Source organism: Arthrobacter oryzae, from assembly GCF_031454875.1.
GTDB classification, from domain to species: Bacteria; Actinomycetota; Actinomycetes; order Actinomycetales; family Micrococcaceae; genus Arthrobacter; species Arthrobacter oryzae_D.
Genome location: NZ_JAVDRQ010000015.1, coordinates 26,481 through 41,533, shown reverse-complemented (window position 1 = coordinate 41,533; position 15,053 = coordinate 26,481). Strand labels below are relative to the sequence as shown.

The window sequence follows — 15,053 nt, the reverse complement described above, 5'->3', positions numbered from 1 at the left end:
GAATTATCCGTCATGCGGGCGGGAATAGGCAGGGCACGTTGGCAATGGCCCTCAGGGCCACGCCGCCGTTGCCGCGCACACGCCCGATGAAACGGGATTCACCACCGCGGCAACATATGATGAGTTGGGGGTGGCGCAAGCCCGCCCTCCGCTCCGGGCAAGCCGGAGCCGGCACTACCCCAACACGGCAACCGGCGTTAGGTATTGGTTTTTCAAGTGCAAGTAGTCAGCATCAGCAGCCTCAAAGGCGGGGTCGGCAAAACATCCGTCACCACCGGATTGGCATCTGCGGCCCTGGCCGCCGGCATCCCCACTCTCGTGGTGGACCTTGATCCCCATGCGGACGCCAGCACGGCGCTTGGCGTCCAGCCAGATGAACAACTGGATATCGGCAGGATGCTCAAGTCCCCCCGCCGGGCCCGCCTGGCGGAGAACGTCGTCACCAGCGGCTGGGTGGCCCGCGAAAACTATAACGGAGCCCGGCCCGCCGTCCTGGACGTGGCTGTCGGCTCCGCCTACACCGGCATTTATGACCGCCCGGACCTCGGCCGCAGGGACCTGCGCAGGCTGTCGGCAGTTCTGGCCGGCGCCGACAAGTACCAGCTGATCCTGGTCGACTGCCCGCCGTCGCTGAACGGCCTGACCCGGATGGCGTGGTCGGCAAGCGGCAAGGTGGCCCTCGTTGCCGAACCGGGTCTGTTTTCGGTGGCCGGGACGGAGCGAACCCTGCGCGCCATCCAGCTGTTCCGGCAGGAATTTGCCCCGAACCTCTCCCCCGCCGGGATCATCGCGAACCGCGTGCGCACGGGTTCGTCCGAGCACGCATTCCGCCTGGCCGAGATGCAGTCGATGTTCGGAGGGCTGCTGCTGACGCCGCACATTCCGGAGCAGGCCAACTGGCAACAGATCCAGGGCGCGGCCCATTCGGTGCATCACTGGCCGGGCGACTCTGCCAAGAACGCCGCCAGCCTGTTCAACACGCTGCTCGACAACCTCCTTGCCTCCAACGGCGCGGACTCCGCGGGGGCGGTCCGGGAACGCAGCCTGCGGTAGGGGGCCATTCCCCGCTCCGGTCTTCATCAACGCCCAAAAAGGCCGTCTTCCTCGTGGAAGGCGGCCTTTCAGTTTGGCTTTGGGGCTTGCTTGGGTCTTGCCGAACGGCTGCGGTCAGCCGATCTTGCGGGCCGCCCTGCGCTTGCTGAGTTCATCATCGGGAAAGGACTGCTCGACGGCGTGCTCGCTGGGAAGCGCCGCGAGGCTGCCTTCCACTTCGCGCCACACACGGCCGACAGCGATGCCGAAGACACCCTGGCCGCCCTGGACGAGATCTATGACCTCATCCGCCGACGTGCACTCATAAACACTGGCGCCATCGCTCATGAGGGTGATCTGGGCGAGGTCTTCGACGCCGCGCTCACGCAGGTGCTCCACGGCGGAACGGATCTGCTGCAGCGATACTCCCGTGTCCAGCAGCCGCTTGACCACTTTCAACACCAGGATGTCGCGGAAACCGTAGAGGCGCTGCGAGCCGGAGCCGGCTGCACCGCGCACGGCAGGCTCCACCAGACCCGTGCGGGCCCAGTAGTCGAGCTGGCGGTAGGTGATGCCTGCGGCCTTGCAGGCGGTCGGTCCGCGGTAACCTGCGTCCTCGTCCAGGACGGGAAGGTCTTCCGTGAAGAGGAGGCCCTGGGCACCACTCGCGGGCAGGGCGACGCCTGCCGTTGAAGCCTGCTTTAGCTCGCCTGCTTCGCCTTTCGGACTCACGTGGACCCTCCTCGTCGTTTGCTCCCCTAAGGAAGTTGCAGCAACAGTGAACACAGAGCAGAAAATCATCCGTGTAATTCAGCCGTGGCTGCACATTCCAGTGTGACTTGCGCGGCTGTCGTATGCAATGGGAACTTGATACCTTCGACGTTAGGCCTGCCACGCCCCAAGGTCAAAGACGTTGACCCCAAGACGGGGGCGTGTCGAAACTTTCAGCCTCAACTTTAACCTTAACGTGACCTCAGCCGTCAAAGTCTTCCGGTTCAACGTCATCAAGGAACTCCCGGAAGCGCCGTAGCTCACGCTCCTCGTCCACGGTGGGGCCGGGCTCGGTATCCTCGCCTTCGTCATGCTCCGTGATCCGGACACCGGCTTCATCCATGACTGAATCCGCGCACCAGATTCGGCATTTGGCCCGCAACGCCAAGGCAAGGGCGTCCGAAGCCCTGGAGCTCACGGTGGTGCCGTCGTCAAACTGCAGCTGGCCGTAGAAGATATTGTCTTCGACCGCCACGATGTTCACGCTGACGATCGAGTGGCCCAGGGACTCGACGACGTCGATCAGGAGGTCGTGCGTCATGGGCCGCGGCGGCACTACCCCCTGTTGGGCCAGGGCAATGGCGCTGGCCTCGGGGGTACCGATCCAGATGGGCACGTGCCGTTCCCCGTGGATCTCCCGGAGCAGCACCAGCGGCTGGTTCGAGGGCAGCTCGATCCTCACCCCCACGATCTCCACTTCAATCATCAGATGTCCATTCGCGAAATACGGTCCTGCACCAGGGCGCGGTGCAGCGTCAGGCACAGGTCACTGATTTCCCGGGCTGCCTCAGCGGCCCGGGCCTGGGATGCGGCATCTTTGCGCGAGGTCAGCGGCGCGACCGCCCGCTCCACCAGCCCGAACTCCCGTTCCGCGGCGGCCTGGAACGGCCGCAGGTGCCGCGGTTCGAGGCCGTGGCTCTCCAACTGGACGCACGCGCGGGCGACCTGCAGGGCGTGCTCGTCGAATTTACCGTTCACATGGCCGATCAAACCGAAATCGAGCAGGGACTGCAGCAGCGGCACACTGGCGCCGGACTCGGCGCGCAATTGGTCCTCGCTCAGCCTGCGCACCTTGTTCTGCAGTTCGCTGGCGAGCTCGTCCGAGACAATCCGGGGTGACACCGTGACGCCGGGCGGCAGGTTCTCGGGCCGTTCGCCGCGGTCGATGGCGTCGAGGTAGTCCTTGATGACCTTCAGCGGAAGGTACTGGTCCCGCTGGAGGGCCAGGACGAAGCGGAGCCGCTCAACATCCGTGTCCGCATACTGCCGGTAGCCGGCGGGTGTGCGTTGAGGGTTGATCAGGCCCTTTTCTTCAAGAAACCTGATTTTGGACGCGGTCATTCCAGGAAAGTCGTCGCTCAGCTGCGCGAGTACTTCCCCGATGTTCAGGACCTGGGGTCCGCGCCGTTCCGGTTGTGCCAGTGCCACAGGCAGCTACCCCGGGATCAGACGTTGCCTGCTGCGCGGGCAGGGCTGAGGTAGAAAGTTAGCCTGAACTTGCCGATCTGGACTTCATTCCCGGACCTCAGTTCCACACTGTCCACGCGGTCGTGATTGACGTAGGTTCCGTTGAGGCTCCCGGTGTCAACGACTTCGAAGCTGCGGGCAGTGCGGCGGAATTCGACGTGGCGGCGGGACACTGTGACGTCGTCAAGGAAGATGTCCGCGTCCGGGTGGCGGCCGGCCGTCGTGACGTCCGAATCCAGCAGGAAGCGTGCGCCCGCGTTAGGTCCGCTGTGGGCAACCAGGAGTGCCGAACCGAACGGAAGCGCCTCAACGGCAACCCGTTCCTCGCGAGAGAGCCTGGGTTCAATGATCGGCTCGTCACGGATTGGCGTGAGGTGGATCGAGGTGGTCTCCGAAGCCTTCACTCCGCTCGTGCCGTAATCACCACTGCTGTGGTTATCTTCGTGACCAACCATGGATTCCTCCTCTTCCGTTGCAGATGTCCCCCTGCAAACAACGCGTGCCCTCCGGAAAAGCCTGGCAGATCCGGTATTCGGCGTGTCGTCCGGCTGTTAATTGCTTAACAGCCGGACCTCCATGCCGGTTGTCTTTAGCCTACCTGTTGTTCGTACTCCGATGCACTGAGCAGGGACTCCACTGCATCAGCCTCTGCAAGCCTGACCTCAATCAGCCAGCCCTCGCCGTAGGGATCGCTGTTGATGAGCGCCGAATCGGTGTCCAGCGCTTCGTTCCGGGCAACGATCTCGCCGGACACCGGAGCATAGATGTCGCTCACGCTCTTGGTGGACTCAACCTCGCCCACGACGTCGTTCGCGGTGACCTTCGTGCCGACTTCGGGCATCTGGGCGTAGACGACGTCACCCAGGGCATCCTGGGCAAAATCGGTGATGCCGACGCGCACCACGCCGTCGGCGTTCGGCGCGGTAACCCACTCGTGTTCGGCAGTGTAGGACAGGTCTTCGGGAATGTTGCTCATCAGGGGCCTTTCATCGGGTCAACCAGGACTATCGGTCAATCAGCAATGTCATCGGAGGTCTGCAGAACAAGCCGCCGCTGAAAGTATATGCATATCAACTGCCGCGGCAGGGAGCGCTCTGTCGGACCCTTGTGGCACAGTGGTGACATGCCAGAACTTCCCGAAGTGGCCGGGCTGAGCGCTTTCCTGGGCACCCAGCTTCGCGGAGCCGTGCTGACGAAAATCCAGATCGTTTCGTTTGCGGTCCTCAAGACTGCGGATCCGCCGTACACGTCACTGGAGGGCCGGACCATCACCGGCGTCCAGCGCCAAGGGAAATTCATCATCCTGGACGCCGGCGGAATCTTCCTGGCCTTCCATCTGGCCAAGGCCGGCTGGCTGCGGTACACGGAATCGCCCTCGAACGCCGTGCTTCCCCGGGGCAAGGGATACATCGCCGCCCGGCTGGAGTTCGCCAGGAACAGCCCGGAAACCGACAGCGGCGAAACCCATCTTGGGATCGACCTGACCGAGGCCGGGACAAAGAAGAGCCTTGCCGTCTACGTTGTCAGGGATCCGGCGGAGGTCCCCGGGATCGCCAGCCTGGGTCCCGATCCGCTGGGCGACTCCTTCGGCCTCGATGCGTTCGCAGGGATTCTTTCCGGCAGCTCCCAGCAGATTAAGGGACTGTTACGCAATCAGGGGGTAATCGCCGGGATCGGCAACGCCTACAGCGACGAAATCCTCCACGCGGCCCGGATCTCCCCCTTCGCCATCGCAAAGTCACTGGACCCGGACACCATCCGCGTCCTCTACGACTCCGTCCACAGTGTCCTCGGTGCGGCCGTGGCAGACGCCGTGGGAAAGGCGCCGAACGAGCTGAAGGACGCCAAGCGGAGCACCATGAGGGTTCACGGCCGGACCGGGCAGCCGTGCCCGGTCTGTGGGGACACCGTCAGGGAGGTGTCTTTCGCCGACCGGGCCCTGCAGTATTGCCCCACATGCCAGACGGGCGGCAAGATCCTGGCCGACCGGCGGACCTCGCGTTTCCTCAAGTAGCGGCGAAAACGGGCACAAAAAAACCGCCCCATCACCGGGATACTTCCCGGCGATGGGGCGGTTTCTTTGGTCGGGCTGACAGGATTTGAACCTGCGACCCCTTGACCCCCAGTCAAGTGCGCTACCAAGCTGCGCTACAGCCCGTTAGTTCCGCCGTTCTCCGCCTCGGTTTATTCTCGGGTTACCCCGGGATTTTCACCTCAGCAGTCCGGCCGAACCACCTCCAAAAGCTTACACGATTCCGGAGGGTGCTCGTGACACTTTGTGGGTGTCACGGGCAAGGTGTGTCGGAATTAACGCTTCTTGCCCCGCTTTTCGCGGACACGCATGTTGACCTCAATGGGTGTTCCCTCGAAACCGAAGGTCTCGCGGAGGCGCCGGGTGATGAAGCGCCGGTATCCCGGGTCCAGGAATCCGGTGGTGAACAGCACAAACTTCGGCGGACGGCTCGAAGCCTGGGTACCGAACAGGATGCGGGGCTGCTTGCCGCCGCGGACCGGGTGCGGGTGTGCGGCTACGAGTTCGCCGAGGAAGGCGTTGAGGCGGCCGGTGGGAATCCGCTTGTCCCAGCTTTCCAGCGCCGTATCCAGGGCAGGAACCAGCCGGTCCTTGTGCCAGCCGGTCAACGCCGAAATGTTGACCCGCGGTGCCCAGGCCACGTGGGCCAGGTCCTGCTCGATTTCCCGCTCCAGGTAGGTGCGGCGTTCGTCGTCCAGCAGGTCCCACTTGTTGAATGCGAGAACCAGTGCGCGGCCCGATTCAATGGCGAGCTGCAGGATGCGGACGTCCTGCTCGCTGAGCACCTCGTCCACGGCGAGGAGCACGACGGCGACCTCGGCCTTTTCGAGGGCGCTCTGGGTTCGCAGCGAGGCGTAGAAGTCGGCGCCCTGGGCCATGTGCTGGCGGCGGCGGATGCCTGCGGTATCCACGAAGCGCCAGGTGCGTCCGCCCAACTCGATGAACTCGTCCACCGGGTCGCGCGTGGTACCGGCGGTGTTGTCCACCACGACCCGCTCGGAACCGGCCAGTTTGTTCAGCAGCGAGGACTTGCCGACGTTCGGACGCCCGATCAGGGCGATGCGGCGAGGGCCGCCGGAACGCTCAAGGCCTTCGATGGTGGAGTACTCGGGCAGGGTGTCCATGACGTGGTCAAGGAGGTCCGCGACGCCGCGGCCGTGCAGCGCGGACACCGGGTAGGGTTCGCCGAAGCCGAGGCCCCACAGGGTTGCCGAATCGGCTTCCTGGGCAAAGTCGTCCACCTTGTTGGCCACCATGATGACCGGCTTTTTGCTCTTGCGGAGCATCTTGACGACGGCTTCGTCCGTGGCGGTGGCGCCGACGGCGGAGTCAACGACGAACAGCACGGCGTCGGCAAGCTCCACGGCCATCTCAGCCTGTTCGGCGACGCGGGCGTGGATGCCGCGGGCATCGTGCTCCCAGCCGCCGGTGTCGACGACGGTGAAGTTCCGGCCGTTCCAAGTGGCCGAGTACATAACACGGTCACGCGTGACGCCGGGGGTGTCTTCAACAACGGCTTCACGGCGGCCGAGGATGCGGTTCACCAGGGTGGACTTGCCAACGTTGGGCCGGCCGATGATGGCCAGGACGGGATCCAGTTTGACCGGGCCGTCGAAGTCCTGGTCGTCATACTCTCCGCTCAGGAGGGCGGCGTCTTCCTCGTCCAGTTCGTAATCGTCCAGGCCTGCCCGGAGGGAGGCAGCACGAAGCTCGGCCTCGTCATCGTCCAGGGCAGCGAGATGCTCTGCCACCTGGTCCGTGCCGGTGGGCGTGTATTCGTCTTCGCCGGCGCCAAATTTGCCGGAGGTTTGAGTCGTATCGCTCATTGCACTTTCCTTAGTGGTGATCTGCCGGCGTCCCGGCTACTTCTTCATGACGTTCTTGCGGGGAATCCGCGCCGGGCAAAGCCTGCCCGCTGAGTTGAATTGTTTGCTGGACATGCCGTGCCAGAGCAGCGCGGATCTCGTTTCCCGCCCTGTCCATTGAAACACGGCCTGTCTCGCCGGGCCTGCGGCCCACTGCCACGGCCTCGCCGAAGCTGACATGCAGCTTCCGGCCCGGCCGGGGGACGGTGTCGAGGTGTTCGCCGGCGATCCTGGTGCCCAGGATCGCAACCGGAACCACTGTTGCCCTGGAGTTCAGCGCGAGCCAGGCCACCCCGTTATTGATGGTGGACGCCTCACCGCTCCCCCGGGTTCCTTCCGGGAGAATGCCGACGCACCGGCCGGCGTCGAGCGCGTTCTTGCTTATATGCAGCGCGGCGCGGTCACCGGACCGGTCCACCGGAAGTTGCCCCGAGGCCCTGAGAACCAGTCCCAGGAACCCCTTGAACATCTCCTTCTTGACCAGGATGTGCATGGGGCGCGGTGACGCGCCGAACATTACCGGCCCGTCCAGGAAACTGATGTGGTTCCCGGCGAAGATCACCGGACCTCCGGCTGGGACGTTCTCGCGTCCGTGGATGGTTGTCCGGTAGAGAACGTGATCCAGGAACCAGCCGACCGGCCGGCTCCAGGCCATGGTCCAGGCGCCTGGAAGGACGGGAACATCCGCGGGGAGCCGGATGGACGGGCGCGCTCCGGCGTCAGTCACGGTTAACGACCTTATTGACTATGCCCAGGGCCGCGTCAACTGTGCCGTCGAAGTCCAGATCCGAAGAATCCAAGGTGACAACGCCATCCGCTGCCGTGGTGAAGTTCACTACGGTCGAGTCTTTGGCGTCCCGCTGGGTGACCTGGGTCGCCAACTGTTCCGCGCTCTGCGTGCCGCCCAGTTGGACGCCCCTGCGGCGAAGCCGGGCTTCCTCGCTGGCGGTCAGCAGCATGCGGACTTCGGCTCCGGGCGCGACGACGGTAGTGATGTCGCGCCCTTCCACCACGATGCGGCGGTGGTGGATCTCGATCAGCTCACGCTGCCGGCGTACCAGTTCCTTTCGCGCACCAAGGGTGGTGGCGATGGCACTGACGGCCGAGGAGATGGCCGGTTCCCGGATGGCCTGGGTGACGTCGGTACCGCCTACCCGTACATATTCCTCGTTCGGGGAGGTGCTGACTTCCAGCGGCAGGTCTTCGGAAGCCTGCTCGATGGCGGCGGCGTCGTCCAGGTCAATGCCGTTCTCCACGCAGTACCAGGTCAGTGCACGGTACATGGCGCCCGTGTCCAGGTACGCGAGACGCAGGCGGCGTGCCACTTCGCGGCTGACGCTGGATTTCCCGGACCCCGAAGGGCCGTCGATGGCCACCACCAGCGGCCGGCCCTGGCGGAGCATGGGTACGGTATCGATGAGTTCCTGTGTCATTACTGCAGTACCCGCCATCCACGGTCGTTGAGTGCTTCGATCAGGAGATCATGCTTATTGGGCAAAACCGACAGTTCCACCATTCCTACATTCTGCCCGGAGGAATGATCCAGCCGCAGGTCTTCGAGGTTGACCCCGATCTCGCCGATCTCCGTTAGGAGGCGGGCAATCTGCCCTGGCCGGTCGTCCACGAGGACGGTCAGCCAGGAATAGGCCTGCGGCGGGCCGCCGTGCTTGCCAGGAATACGGGACTGCCCGGCATTGCCCTCACTGATCAACTGTGCCAGATCAAGGCGGGCACCGGGCGCGGTGGGATCTTCGAGCGTGCCGATCAGCCGGTTGAGGTCCTCACGGACTCCGTGCAGGATTTCGACCACCTGAACCGCATTGCCGCCGAGGATCTGGACCCACAACGTGGGATCGCTGGCTGCGATGCGGGTGACGTCACGCAAGCCGTTGCCGGCAAGGGACAGGGCATGCATGGGCGTACCCTGCAGCCTGCTGGCAACGAGCGACGACATGACCTGCGGAAGATGCGACACGAGTGCCACGGCCTGGTCGTGTTCCTCGGCGCCGAACTGGGTGACCATGGCACCAAGATCCGTGGCCAGGGCGCGGGCGGCCTGCAGGGATTCGGGCGACGTTTCCTCCGATGGGCAAACCACCCACGGCATCGAGGTGAAGAGCTCGCCACGAGCCGCCACCGGTCCGGACTTTTCGCGGCCGGCCATCGGATGCGTGCCTACATAGCGGGCAAGGTCCACGCCCCGCCCGCGCAGGTCGGCCAGGATGCCGGCCTTGACGCTGGCGATGTCCACCACTGTTGCTGCGGGGTAGCCGGCCAGCGACTGTTCCACCACGTCCGCTGTGACGTCCGGCGGCGCCGCCACCACAACGAGTTCCGGCTGCTCGTCGCCCAGGTGCGACAGGGGAAGGCCTGCCCCGATATCGACGGCGACCGCCTGGTTGGTGGGTGACGGATCGGACAGGAACACGGCCACGCCGCGCCCCCTGAGTCCGAGACCGATGCTGGTTCCCAGCAGTCCCGTTCCGATAACCACCACCGGGCCGTTCAGGTGCCCCCGGCCGTGGGTACGAAAGGCAGACATGCGCTACAGCCCTACGGACGCCAGCAGGTGGCCGACTTCCTGCTTGCCGAGGTTGCGGATGCTCCCCTGGCGCTGATCGCCCAGGCCGATGGGGCCGACCTTGACGCGCACGAGCCGAAGGACCGGGAATCCGACAGCGTCAAAGAGGCGTCGGACGATACGGTTCTTGCCTGAGTGCAGCACAACCTCGATCAGCACGTGGCCCGGGGTGGAATCCACCAGCTTGAATGAGTCCACCGAGGCGAATCCGTCTTCGAGCTCAACGCCGGACTTCAGCTGCGCGCCGATTCCCTGCGGGAACGGGCCGCGGACCTGGACCAGGTAGGTCTTGGGCACCTCGTAGGACGGGTGCGTCAGACGGTTGGCAAGTTCGCCGTCGTTGGTCAGCAGCAGCAGTCCCTCGGTGGCGACGTCGAGGCGCCCCACGTGGAAGAGGCGTTCGCCGTGGGTGTTGCGGACGAAGTCGCTGATGCACGGACGGCCGTCAGGATCCTCCATGGTGGACACAACGCCCTTGGGCTTGTTGAACACCATGTAGACCATGTTTTCGTCCAGCTGGATGCGCAGGCCGTCAACGTGGATTACAGCAGTCTTCGGATCGACGCGGACGCCGAGTTCGGTGACTACCTTGCCGTCCACTTCAACGCGGCCTTCGGCAATCATTTCCTCGCAGACGCGCCGTGAAGCGACCCCGGCGGAAGCCATGACCTTCTGCAGGCGGATGCCGTCGGCATCGTGCATTTCGGACTGCGGAACATCGCCGCGGGGTCCGCGCTTGCGCGAAGGCTTGCGGACGGCTCCGAGGTTCTGGCCGAAGCGTTCGCCGCCGAAAGCGCGCGTACCGAATGTCTTGGCTGCCGCGGACCGCGGCTTGGGCTTGAGGGCGCCGGGAGTGCCGGGCGCCTTGCCGGCGCCGGGCTTGCGTGAACCGGGCTTGCGGGCCGCAGGCTTACCCTGCTTCCAGTCGCCGGATGCCGGGCGGTCTGCCGGCGCGCCGGCCGGACCCTGCAGGTCCGGATCGACGAAGGCCTCTTCGCGAGGCTTGGGGCGCTTGAAGGGACGGTCGCCGCCCCCCTTGTAGCCGGCGCCGGTGGCCCCGCCTGCACGGCCGGCCCCGCCCGCACGGCCGGCGCCGCCCTGCACCGGATTGCGTCCGGCTTTTGCTTGTCCGGCGCTGTTGCGTCCCGAACTGTTACGTGGTGAACCCTGGCGTCCCGCCTGTGTCATGACCCGTCCTTCGTTATGTTGGCCGGCGAGGCTGTCTCCCGACAACACTGGCCAGCCGGGCGGATTAGGTCCGCCCTGGTGGATACTCGTGCGCAGGCAGGGATCTGCCTACATTCTTCCGGCGTCGTAGAACTCTTCGATGCCTTCAAGCCCCGGGAGATGGGGTGAAAGCTGCGGCAACTCGGCCACCGAGCCGATTCCCATGCGTTCCAGGAAATACGACGTCGTGCGGTAAAGGACGGCTCCGGACTCGGGATCGGTTCCCGAGTCTTCGATCATTCCCCGCTGCATCAGCGTCCGCACGACAGAGTCAACGTTAACTCCTCGAATTGCAGACACCCTGGCCCTTGATACGGGCTGGCGGTATGCGATGACGGCGAGCGTTTCCAACGCCGCCTGCGTCAGCCTGGCTGTCTGTCCTTCCAGCACGAACCCGCCGACGACGTCGGCGAACTCAGCGCGGGAATAGATGCGCCAGCCTCCGGCGATATTCCGCAATTCAAAACCCCGGGGGCTGGATTTGTGGCCAGTAGTGCTGGCAACGTCCGTGTCCGGGGCATTAACAGTATAGCCGTTATACTCACGCTGAAGTTCCGCGAGCAGCTGCTCGACGGCGTCGACCGTCAGGTTCAGCCCGGCGGCAAGTTCAGTGGCGGTGGCCGGCTGGTCGATCACCATCAGCACCGCCTCGATCGCGGCGCGCGCGCCGCCGGGGAGATCGGCGACATTTACTCCGCTGTCCCCCTCACCGCTGTTGGCTGGATCCGGCGTCGTAGCACTCACTGCGGCTCCTCGTATTCCTCGCTGAGATTATCGCTGTTCCAGTCATCAGCCCCTGCCGTCCAGTGCACAGTGAGGTCGCTCAGCGGCAGGAGCTGGTCGAACGCGACCACTTTGTCCCGGAACATTTCCAGGAGTGCCAGGAAACGGACCACCACGACGAGGGTGGACTCGGCGTCGGCGATCAGTGCGCGGAAGGACAATGTCCTTCCCTGCTGAAGCTTCAGTCCCAGGATTTCAGCCTGCTCCTTGACGCTGACGGCGCTGTTGTGGAGGTGAGCCAGGCCAACCTGGGTCGGGGCTGCCTCCCTGGGTTTGAGCGCCGATTCCGCCAGCGCCGCGAACTGCTCCGGGGTGTGCCGCCATACCAGCTCCGGGAGCAGCGCCGCGAAGTGGCCCTCGAGCGCCACCTGGCGCGGATAGCTGCGGGCTTCGAGCTCCAGGGTGGAATTGATGAGTCCGGCTACCTGCTTGAAGGCTTTGTACTGGAGCAAGCGGGCAAAAAGGAGGTCCCGCGCCTCGAGCAGGGCGATGTCCTCGTCGTCCTCAACCTCGCCTGCCGGCAGGAGCCGGGCGGCCTTGAGGTCCAGGAGGGTGGCTGCGATCACCAGGAATTCACTGGCCTCATCGAGCGCCCACTCCTCGCCCAACTGCTGCAGATTCCTGATGTACTTGATGAATTCGTCGGTCACAGTGGCCAGTGCCACTTCCGTGATATCCAGCTGATGCTTGGTGATCAGGCCAAGCAGCAGGTCGAACGGGCCGGTGAAGTTGGCGAGCCGGACTTCGAAGCCGGATTTTTTCGCCGTTTCCGGCTCCGCCGGCGCGGTTGCCAGTGCCACGACCCTGGCTAGGGCGCGCCGCCGCGCGAAATCAGCTCTTTGGCCAGGCGGCGGTACGCATCGGCCCCAATGTGGTTGGCGGCGTAGCTGGTGATCGGTTCCGCGGCCACTGTGGCGTCGGCAAACTTGATGGAGCGCTTGATGACGGTTTCGAAGACCTTGTCCCCGAATGCTTCCACCAGCCTGCTGATGACTTCGCGGCTGTGCAGCGTGCGGGCGTCGTACATTGTGGCGAGTACTCCGTCCACCTGCAGCCTGGGGTTCAGCCGGTCCTGGACCTTGTCGATGGTTTCGACCAGAAGGGCTACGGCGCGCAGGGCGAAGAATTCGCAGATCAGCGGAATGATGACGCCGTGGGCGGCCGTGAGGGCGTTGACCGTCAGCAGGCCCAGCGACGGCTGGCAGTCGATCAGGACGACGTCGTATTCGTCCTCCACCTTCTTCAGGGCCCGGTCCAGCACCTGTTCACGCGCAACCTCATTGACCAGCTGCACTTCGGCGGCGGAGAGGTCGATGTTGGCCGGCAGCAGGTCCACGTTCTCGACGCCGGTGTGCTGGATGGCGTCCCGGATGTCCACTTTGCGGTCCATCAGGACGTTGTAGACCGTCAGGTCCAGTTCATGCGGATTCGTGCCCAGGCCGGCGGAAAGCGCACCCTGCGGGTCGAAATCCACCAGCAGCACGCGGCGGCCGTATTCGGCGAGCGCGGCGGCCAGGTTGATGGTGGAAGTGGTTTTGCCGACGCCGCCCTTCTGGTTCACCATGGCGATCACACGGGCGGGGCCGTGGGACGACAGCGGCGTAGGCTCGGGGAATTCGCGGTAGGGGCGGCCCGTGGGACCCATAACGGCGTCTTCCAGGTCGAGTTCGGTGCCTTCCAGAGTTGCTGAACCCTGCTCGCTGCTCACGTATCTATCCACACTTTCGATGACGTTGATGTCCTGCCGCTGAATGTTCAGCGCCGATCCTTCTTGTTCCCAAGGTTACAGCGCCGCACCCGCGATTCAACGGAACTTGACACGCGCCCTTGATTGAGCCTTTACCTTCTGGTAAAGGTCGAAGGTTGATGCTGCCGGCACGAAAAACCGCCCGTGCAGGAGGATCCTGCACGGGCGGTTTCGGTTCTTGCTCAGGCGGTGGCTCAGGCGTTTGCCAGAGCCGGCTTGGCCGTGTCTTCCTGCTCGACGTGGTGGCCGGCGATCATGGTCTGCTCGTCGAAGGGCTCATTCCCGGACAGGACGCGGGTGACCTGGTCGCCGTCGATTTCCTTGACCCAGGTTCCGATCAGGAGGGTGGCGACAGCGTTGCCCGTGAAGTTGGTCAGGGCGCGGGCTTCGGACATAAAGCGGTCGATTCCAACGATCATGCCGACGCCGCCGAGAAGCTCCGGCTTGTGGGCCTGCAGGCCGGCGGCCAGCGTGGCCAGGCCTGCACCGGTAACACCGGCTGCACCCTTCGAGGCGATGATCATGAAGATCAGCAGCGACAACTGGGCGCCGAGATCCAGCGGGGTTCCCATGGCGTTGGCTACGAACAGTGACGCCATGGTCAGGTAGATGGCGGTGCCGTCCAGGTTGAAGGAGTAACCCGTGGGTACGGTCACGCCCACGACCGGCTTGGACACGCCCAGGTGTTCCATCTTGGCAATGAGGCGCGGCAGCGCTGCTTCGGAGGAAGAGGTGGAGAAGATCAGGAGGTATTCGCGGCCCAGGTACTTCATCAGCTTGAAGATGTTCACGCCGGTCACTACCTGCAGCAGGCCGCCGAGGATCACGACGATGAAGAGGGCGCAAGTGATGTAGAAGGCGGCCATGAGGGTGAACATGCTCACGATGGCCGCGAAGCCCGTGGCGCCGACGACGGCAGCAATGGCACCGAAGGCGCCTACCGGGGCAAGCCACATGATCATGATGAGGATCCTGAAGACCACTACCTGGCCGTGGCCGATGGCTTTGAGGACAGGAGCGCCCTGCGGGCCCATCTTCTGGAGGGCGAAGCCTACGAGGATGGCGGCGAAGAGGGTGGGCAGGACGGGGATGTCGCCCGGAATGATACCCAGGAGGAAAGCAACGGTGCTGTCGACTTCTGCTTTCTTGTTCGGGTCGTATGCCGCCAGCTTCAAACCCTCGCCCGGGTGGATCAGGTTACCGACCACGAGGCCGATGCCCAGGGCGAAGGTGGACATAAGGACGAAGTAGCCCAGCGCCAGGCCGCCCACCTTGCCGACAGTGGCTGCCTTGGCGATGGAACCGATGCCCAGGACGATGGTGCAGAAGATAATCGGGGCGATCATCATCTTGATGAGCTTGATGAAGCCGTCGCCGAGCGGTTTCAGCGATTTGCCGACCTCGGGAAACAGCAGACCGACAAGGGCGCCCAGGATCACGGCGGCAATGACGGCAATGTAGAGGTAGTGGGATTTGTCCAGCCCCTTGCGGGCGGCCTTTGCAGGCGCTGCTGACTCTCCTCGTTGAGAAGCCATGATGTGTCTCCTT

General features: G+C 64.5%; 16 protein-coding genes and 1 tRNA gene. 2 read left to right on the top strand and 15 right to left on the bottom strand.

Annotation, left to right across the window (positions count from 1 at the left end):
- Positions 1-216: 216 nt before the first annotated feature.
- Entirely contained in the window at positions 217-1,053 is an 837-nt protein-coding gene (locus J2805_RS21560; protein WP_309979956.1) for a ParA family protein, read from the top strand.
- Positions 1,054-1,167: 114 nt separating this feature from the next.
- Here J2805_RS21560 and J2805_RS21555 read toward each other — a convergent pair whose 3' ends face one another.
- The 5 genes from J2805_RS21555 to gcvH form a co-directional block, all read right to left on the bottom strand.
- Positions 1,168-1,764 (bottom strand): MerR family transcriptional regulator, encoded by a 597-nt coding sequence (locus tag J2805_RS21555; RefSeq protein ID WP_307050961.1) that lies wholly within the window; start codon positions 1,762-1,764, stop codon positions 1,168-1,170.
- A gap of 241 nt (positions 1,765-2,005) precedes the next feature.
- Complete coding sequence (locus tag J2805_RS21550; RefSeq protein ID WP_307050960.1) at positions 2,006-2,509, bottom strand: bifunctional nuclease family protein; 504 nt, start codon at positions 2,507-2,509, stop codon at positions 2,006-2,008.
- Positions 2,509-3,225: a transcriptional regulator FtsR gene (gene ftsR, locus J2805_RS21545; RefSeq protein ID WP_309980065.1), complete on the bottom strand. Its 717-nt coding sequence runs from the start codon at positions 3,223-3,225 to the stop codon at positions 2,509-2,511. Before ftsR ends, J2805_RS21550 begins: the two co-directional genes overlap by 1 nt.
- A gap of 23 nt (positions 3,226-3,248) precedes the next feature.
- On the bottom strand, positions 3,249-3,725 hold the full coding sequence (locus J2805_RS21540; protein ID WP_309979953.1) for an FHA domain-containing protein: 477 nt from the start codon (positions 3,723-3,725) through the stop codon (positions 3,249-3,251).
- 134 nt (positions 3,726-3,859) lie between these two features.
- Positions 3,860-4,246, bottom strand: coding sequence for a glycine cleavage system protein GcvH (gene gcvH / locus J2805_RS21535; RefSeq protein ID WP_309979951.1), 387 nt, complete (start codon positions 4,244-4,246; stop codon positions 3,860-3,862).
- A 147-nt stretch (positions 4,247-4,393) separates the two neighbouring features.
- Between gcvH and J2805_RS21530 the strand changes: the two genes are divergently transcribed.
- Positions 4,394-5,284: an Fpg/Nei family DNA glycosylase gene (locus tag J2805_RS21530; protein WP_309979948.1), complete on the top strand. Its 891-nt coding sequence runs from the start codon at positions 4,394-4,396 to the stop codon at positions 5,282-5,284.
- 67 nt (positions 5,285-5,351) lie between these two features.
- Here the strand turns inward: J2805_RS21530 and J2805_RS21525 are convergent.
- The 10 genes from J2805_RS21525 to J2805_RS21480 all read right to left on the bottom strand — a co-directional run bounded on the left by J2805_RS21525 (position 5,352) and on the right by J2805_RS21480 (position 15,040).
- Positions 5,352-5,428, bottom strand: a tRNA-Pro gene (locus tag J2805_RS21525).
- Positions 5,429-5,577: 149 nt separating this feature from the next.
- On the bottom strand, positions 5,578-7,128 hold the full coding sequence (gene der / locus J2805_RS21520; protein WP_309979946.1) for a ribosome biogenesis GTPase Der: 1,551 nt from the start codon (positions 7,126-7,128) through the stop codon (positions 5,578-5,580).
- Between the two features lie 10 nt (positions 7,129-7,138).
- On the bottom strand, positions 7,139-7,822 hold the full coding sequence (locus J2805_RS21515; protein WP_309980063.1) for a lysophospholipid acyltransferase family protein: 684 nt from the start codon (positions 7,820-7,822) through the stop codon (positions 7,139-7,141).
- A gap of 64 nt (positions 7,823-7,886) precedes the next feature.
- Positions 7,887-8,600: a (d)CMP kinase gene (gene cmk / locus J2805_RS21510; RefSeq protein ID WP_309979944.1), complete on the bottom strand. Its 714-nt coding sequence runs from the start codon at positions 8,598-8,600 to the stop codon at positions 7,887-7,889.
- Positions 8,600-9,709: a prephenate dehydrogenase gene (locus tag J2805_RS21505; protein ID WP_309979942.1), complete on the bottom strand. Its 1,110-nt coding sequence runs from the start codon at positions 9,707-9,709 to the stop codon at positions 8,600-8,602. Before J2805_RS21505 ends, cmk begins: the two co-directional genes overlap by 1 nt.
- 3 nt (positions 9,710-9,712) lie before the next feature.
- Positions 9,713-10,936 carry a pseudouridine synthase gene (locus J2805_RS21500; RefSeq protein ID WP_309979940.1) on the bottom strand — a complete coding sequence of 408 codons (1,224 nt, stop codon included), beginning with the start codon at positions 10,934-10,936 and terminating at the stop codon, positions 9,713-9,715.
- 108 nt (positions 10,937-11,044) lie between these two features.
- Complete coding sequence (scpB, locus tag J2805_RS21495) at positions 11,045-11,629, bottom strand: SMC-Scp complex subunit ScpB (RefSeq protein ID WP_309980061.1); 585 nt, start codon at positions 11,627-11,629, stop codon at positions 11,045-11,047.
- An 86-nt stretch (positions 11,630-11,715) separates the two neighbouring features.
- A complete protein-coding gene (locus J2805_RS21490; protein WP_309979938.1) occupies positions 11,716-12,558 on the bottom strand; it encodes a segregation and condensation protein A in 843 nt (280 codons plus the stop codon).
- 8 nt (positions 12,559-12,566) lie between these two features.
- The gene (locus J2805_RS21485) at positions 12,567-13,466 is read right to left on the bottom strand and encodes a ParA family protein (protein WP_309979936.1); all 900 of its coding nucleotides are present in this window, start codon (positions 13,464-13,466) and stop codon (positions 12,567-12,569) included.
- Between the two features lie 233 nt (positions 13,467-13,699).
- Positions 13,700-15,040, bottom strand: coding sequence for a cation:dicarboxylate symporter family transporter (locus tag J2805_RS21480; protein ID WP_309979934.1), 1,341 nt, complete (start codon positions 15,038-15,040; stop codon positions 13,700-13,702).
- Between the last annotated feature and the right edge of the window lie 13 nt (positions 15,041-15,053).

What these genes read in the sequence shown, in the direction of transcription:
- J2805_RS21550 (WP_307050960.1), bottom strand. Translation starts at nt 2,509, where the DNA reads ATGATTGAAGTGGAGATCGTGGGGGTGAGGATCGAGCTGCCCTCGAAC.
- J2805_RS21540 (WP_309979953.1), bottom strand. Translation starts at nt 3,725, where the DNA reads ATGGTTGGTCACGAAGATAACCACAGCAGTGGTGATTACGGCACGAGC.
- gcvH (WP_309979951.1), bottom strand. Translation starts at nt 4,246, where the DNA reads ATGAGCAACATTCCCGAAGACCTGTCCTACACTGCCGAACACGAGTGG.
- J2805_RS21530 (WP_309979948.1), top strand. Translation starts at nt 4,394, where the DNA reads ATGCCAGAACTTCCCGAAGTGGCCGGGCTGAGCGCTTTCCTGGGCACC.
- der (WP_309979946.1), bottom strand. Translation starts at nt 7,128, where the DNA reads ATGAGCGATACGACTCAAACCTCCGGCAAATTTGGCGCCGGCGAAGAC.
- J2805_RS21515 (WP_309980063.1), bottom strand. Translation starts at nt 7,822, where the DNA reads ATGGCCTGGAGCCGGCCGGTCGGCTGGTTCCTGGATCACGTTCTCTAC.
- cmk (WP_309979944.1), bottom strand. Translation starts at nt 8,600, where the DNA reads ATGACACAGGAACTCATCGATACCGTACCCATGCTCCGCCAGGGCCGG.
- J2805_RS21505 (WP_309979942.1), bottom strand. Translation starts at nt 9,709, where the DNA reads ATGTCTGCCTTTCGTACCCACGGCCGGGGGCACCTGAACGGCCCGGTG.
- J2805_RS21500 (WP_309979940.1), bottom strand. Translation starts at nt 10,936, where the DNA reads ATGACACAGGCGGGACGCCAGGGTTCACCACGTAACAGTTCGGGACGC.
- J2805_RS21480 (WP_309979934.1), bottom strand. Translation starts at nt 15,040, where the DNA reads ATGGCTTCTCAACGAGGAGAGTCAGCAGCGCCTGCAAAGGCCGCCCGC.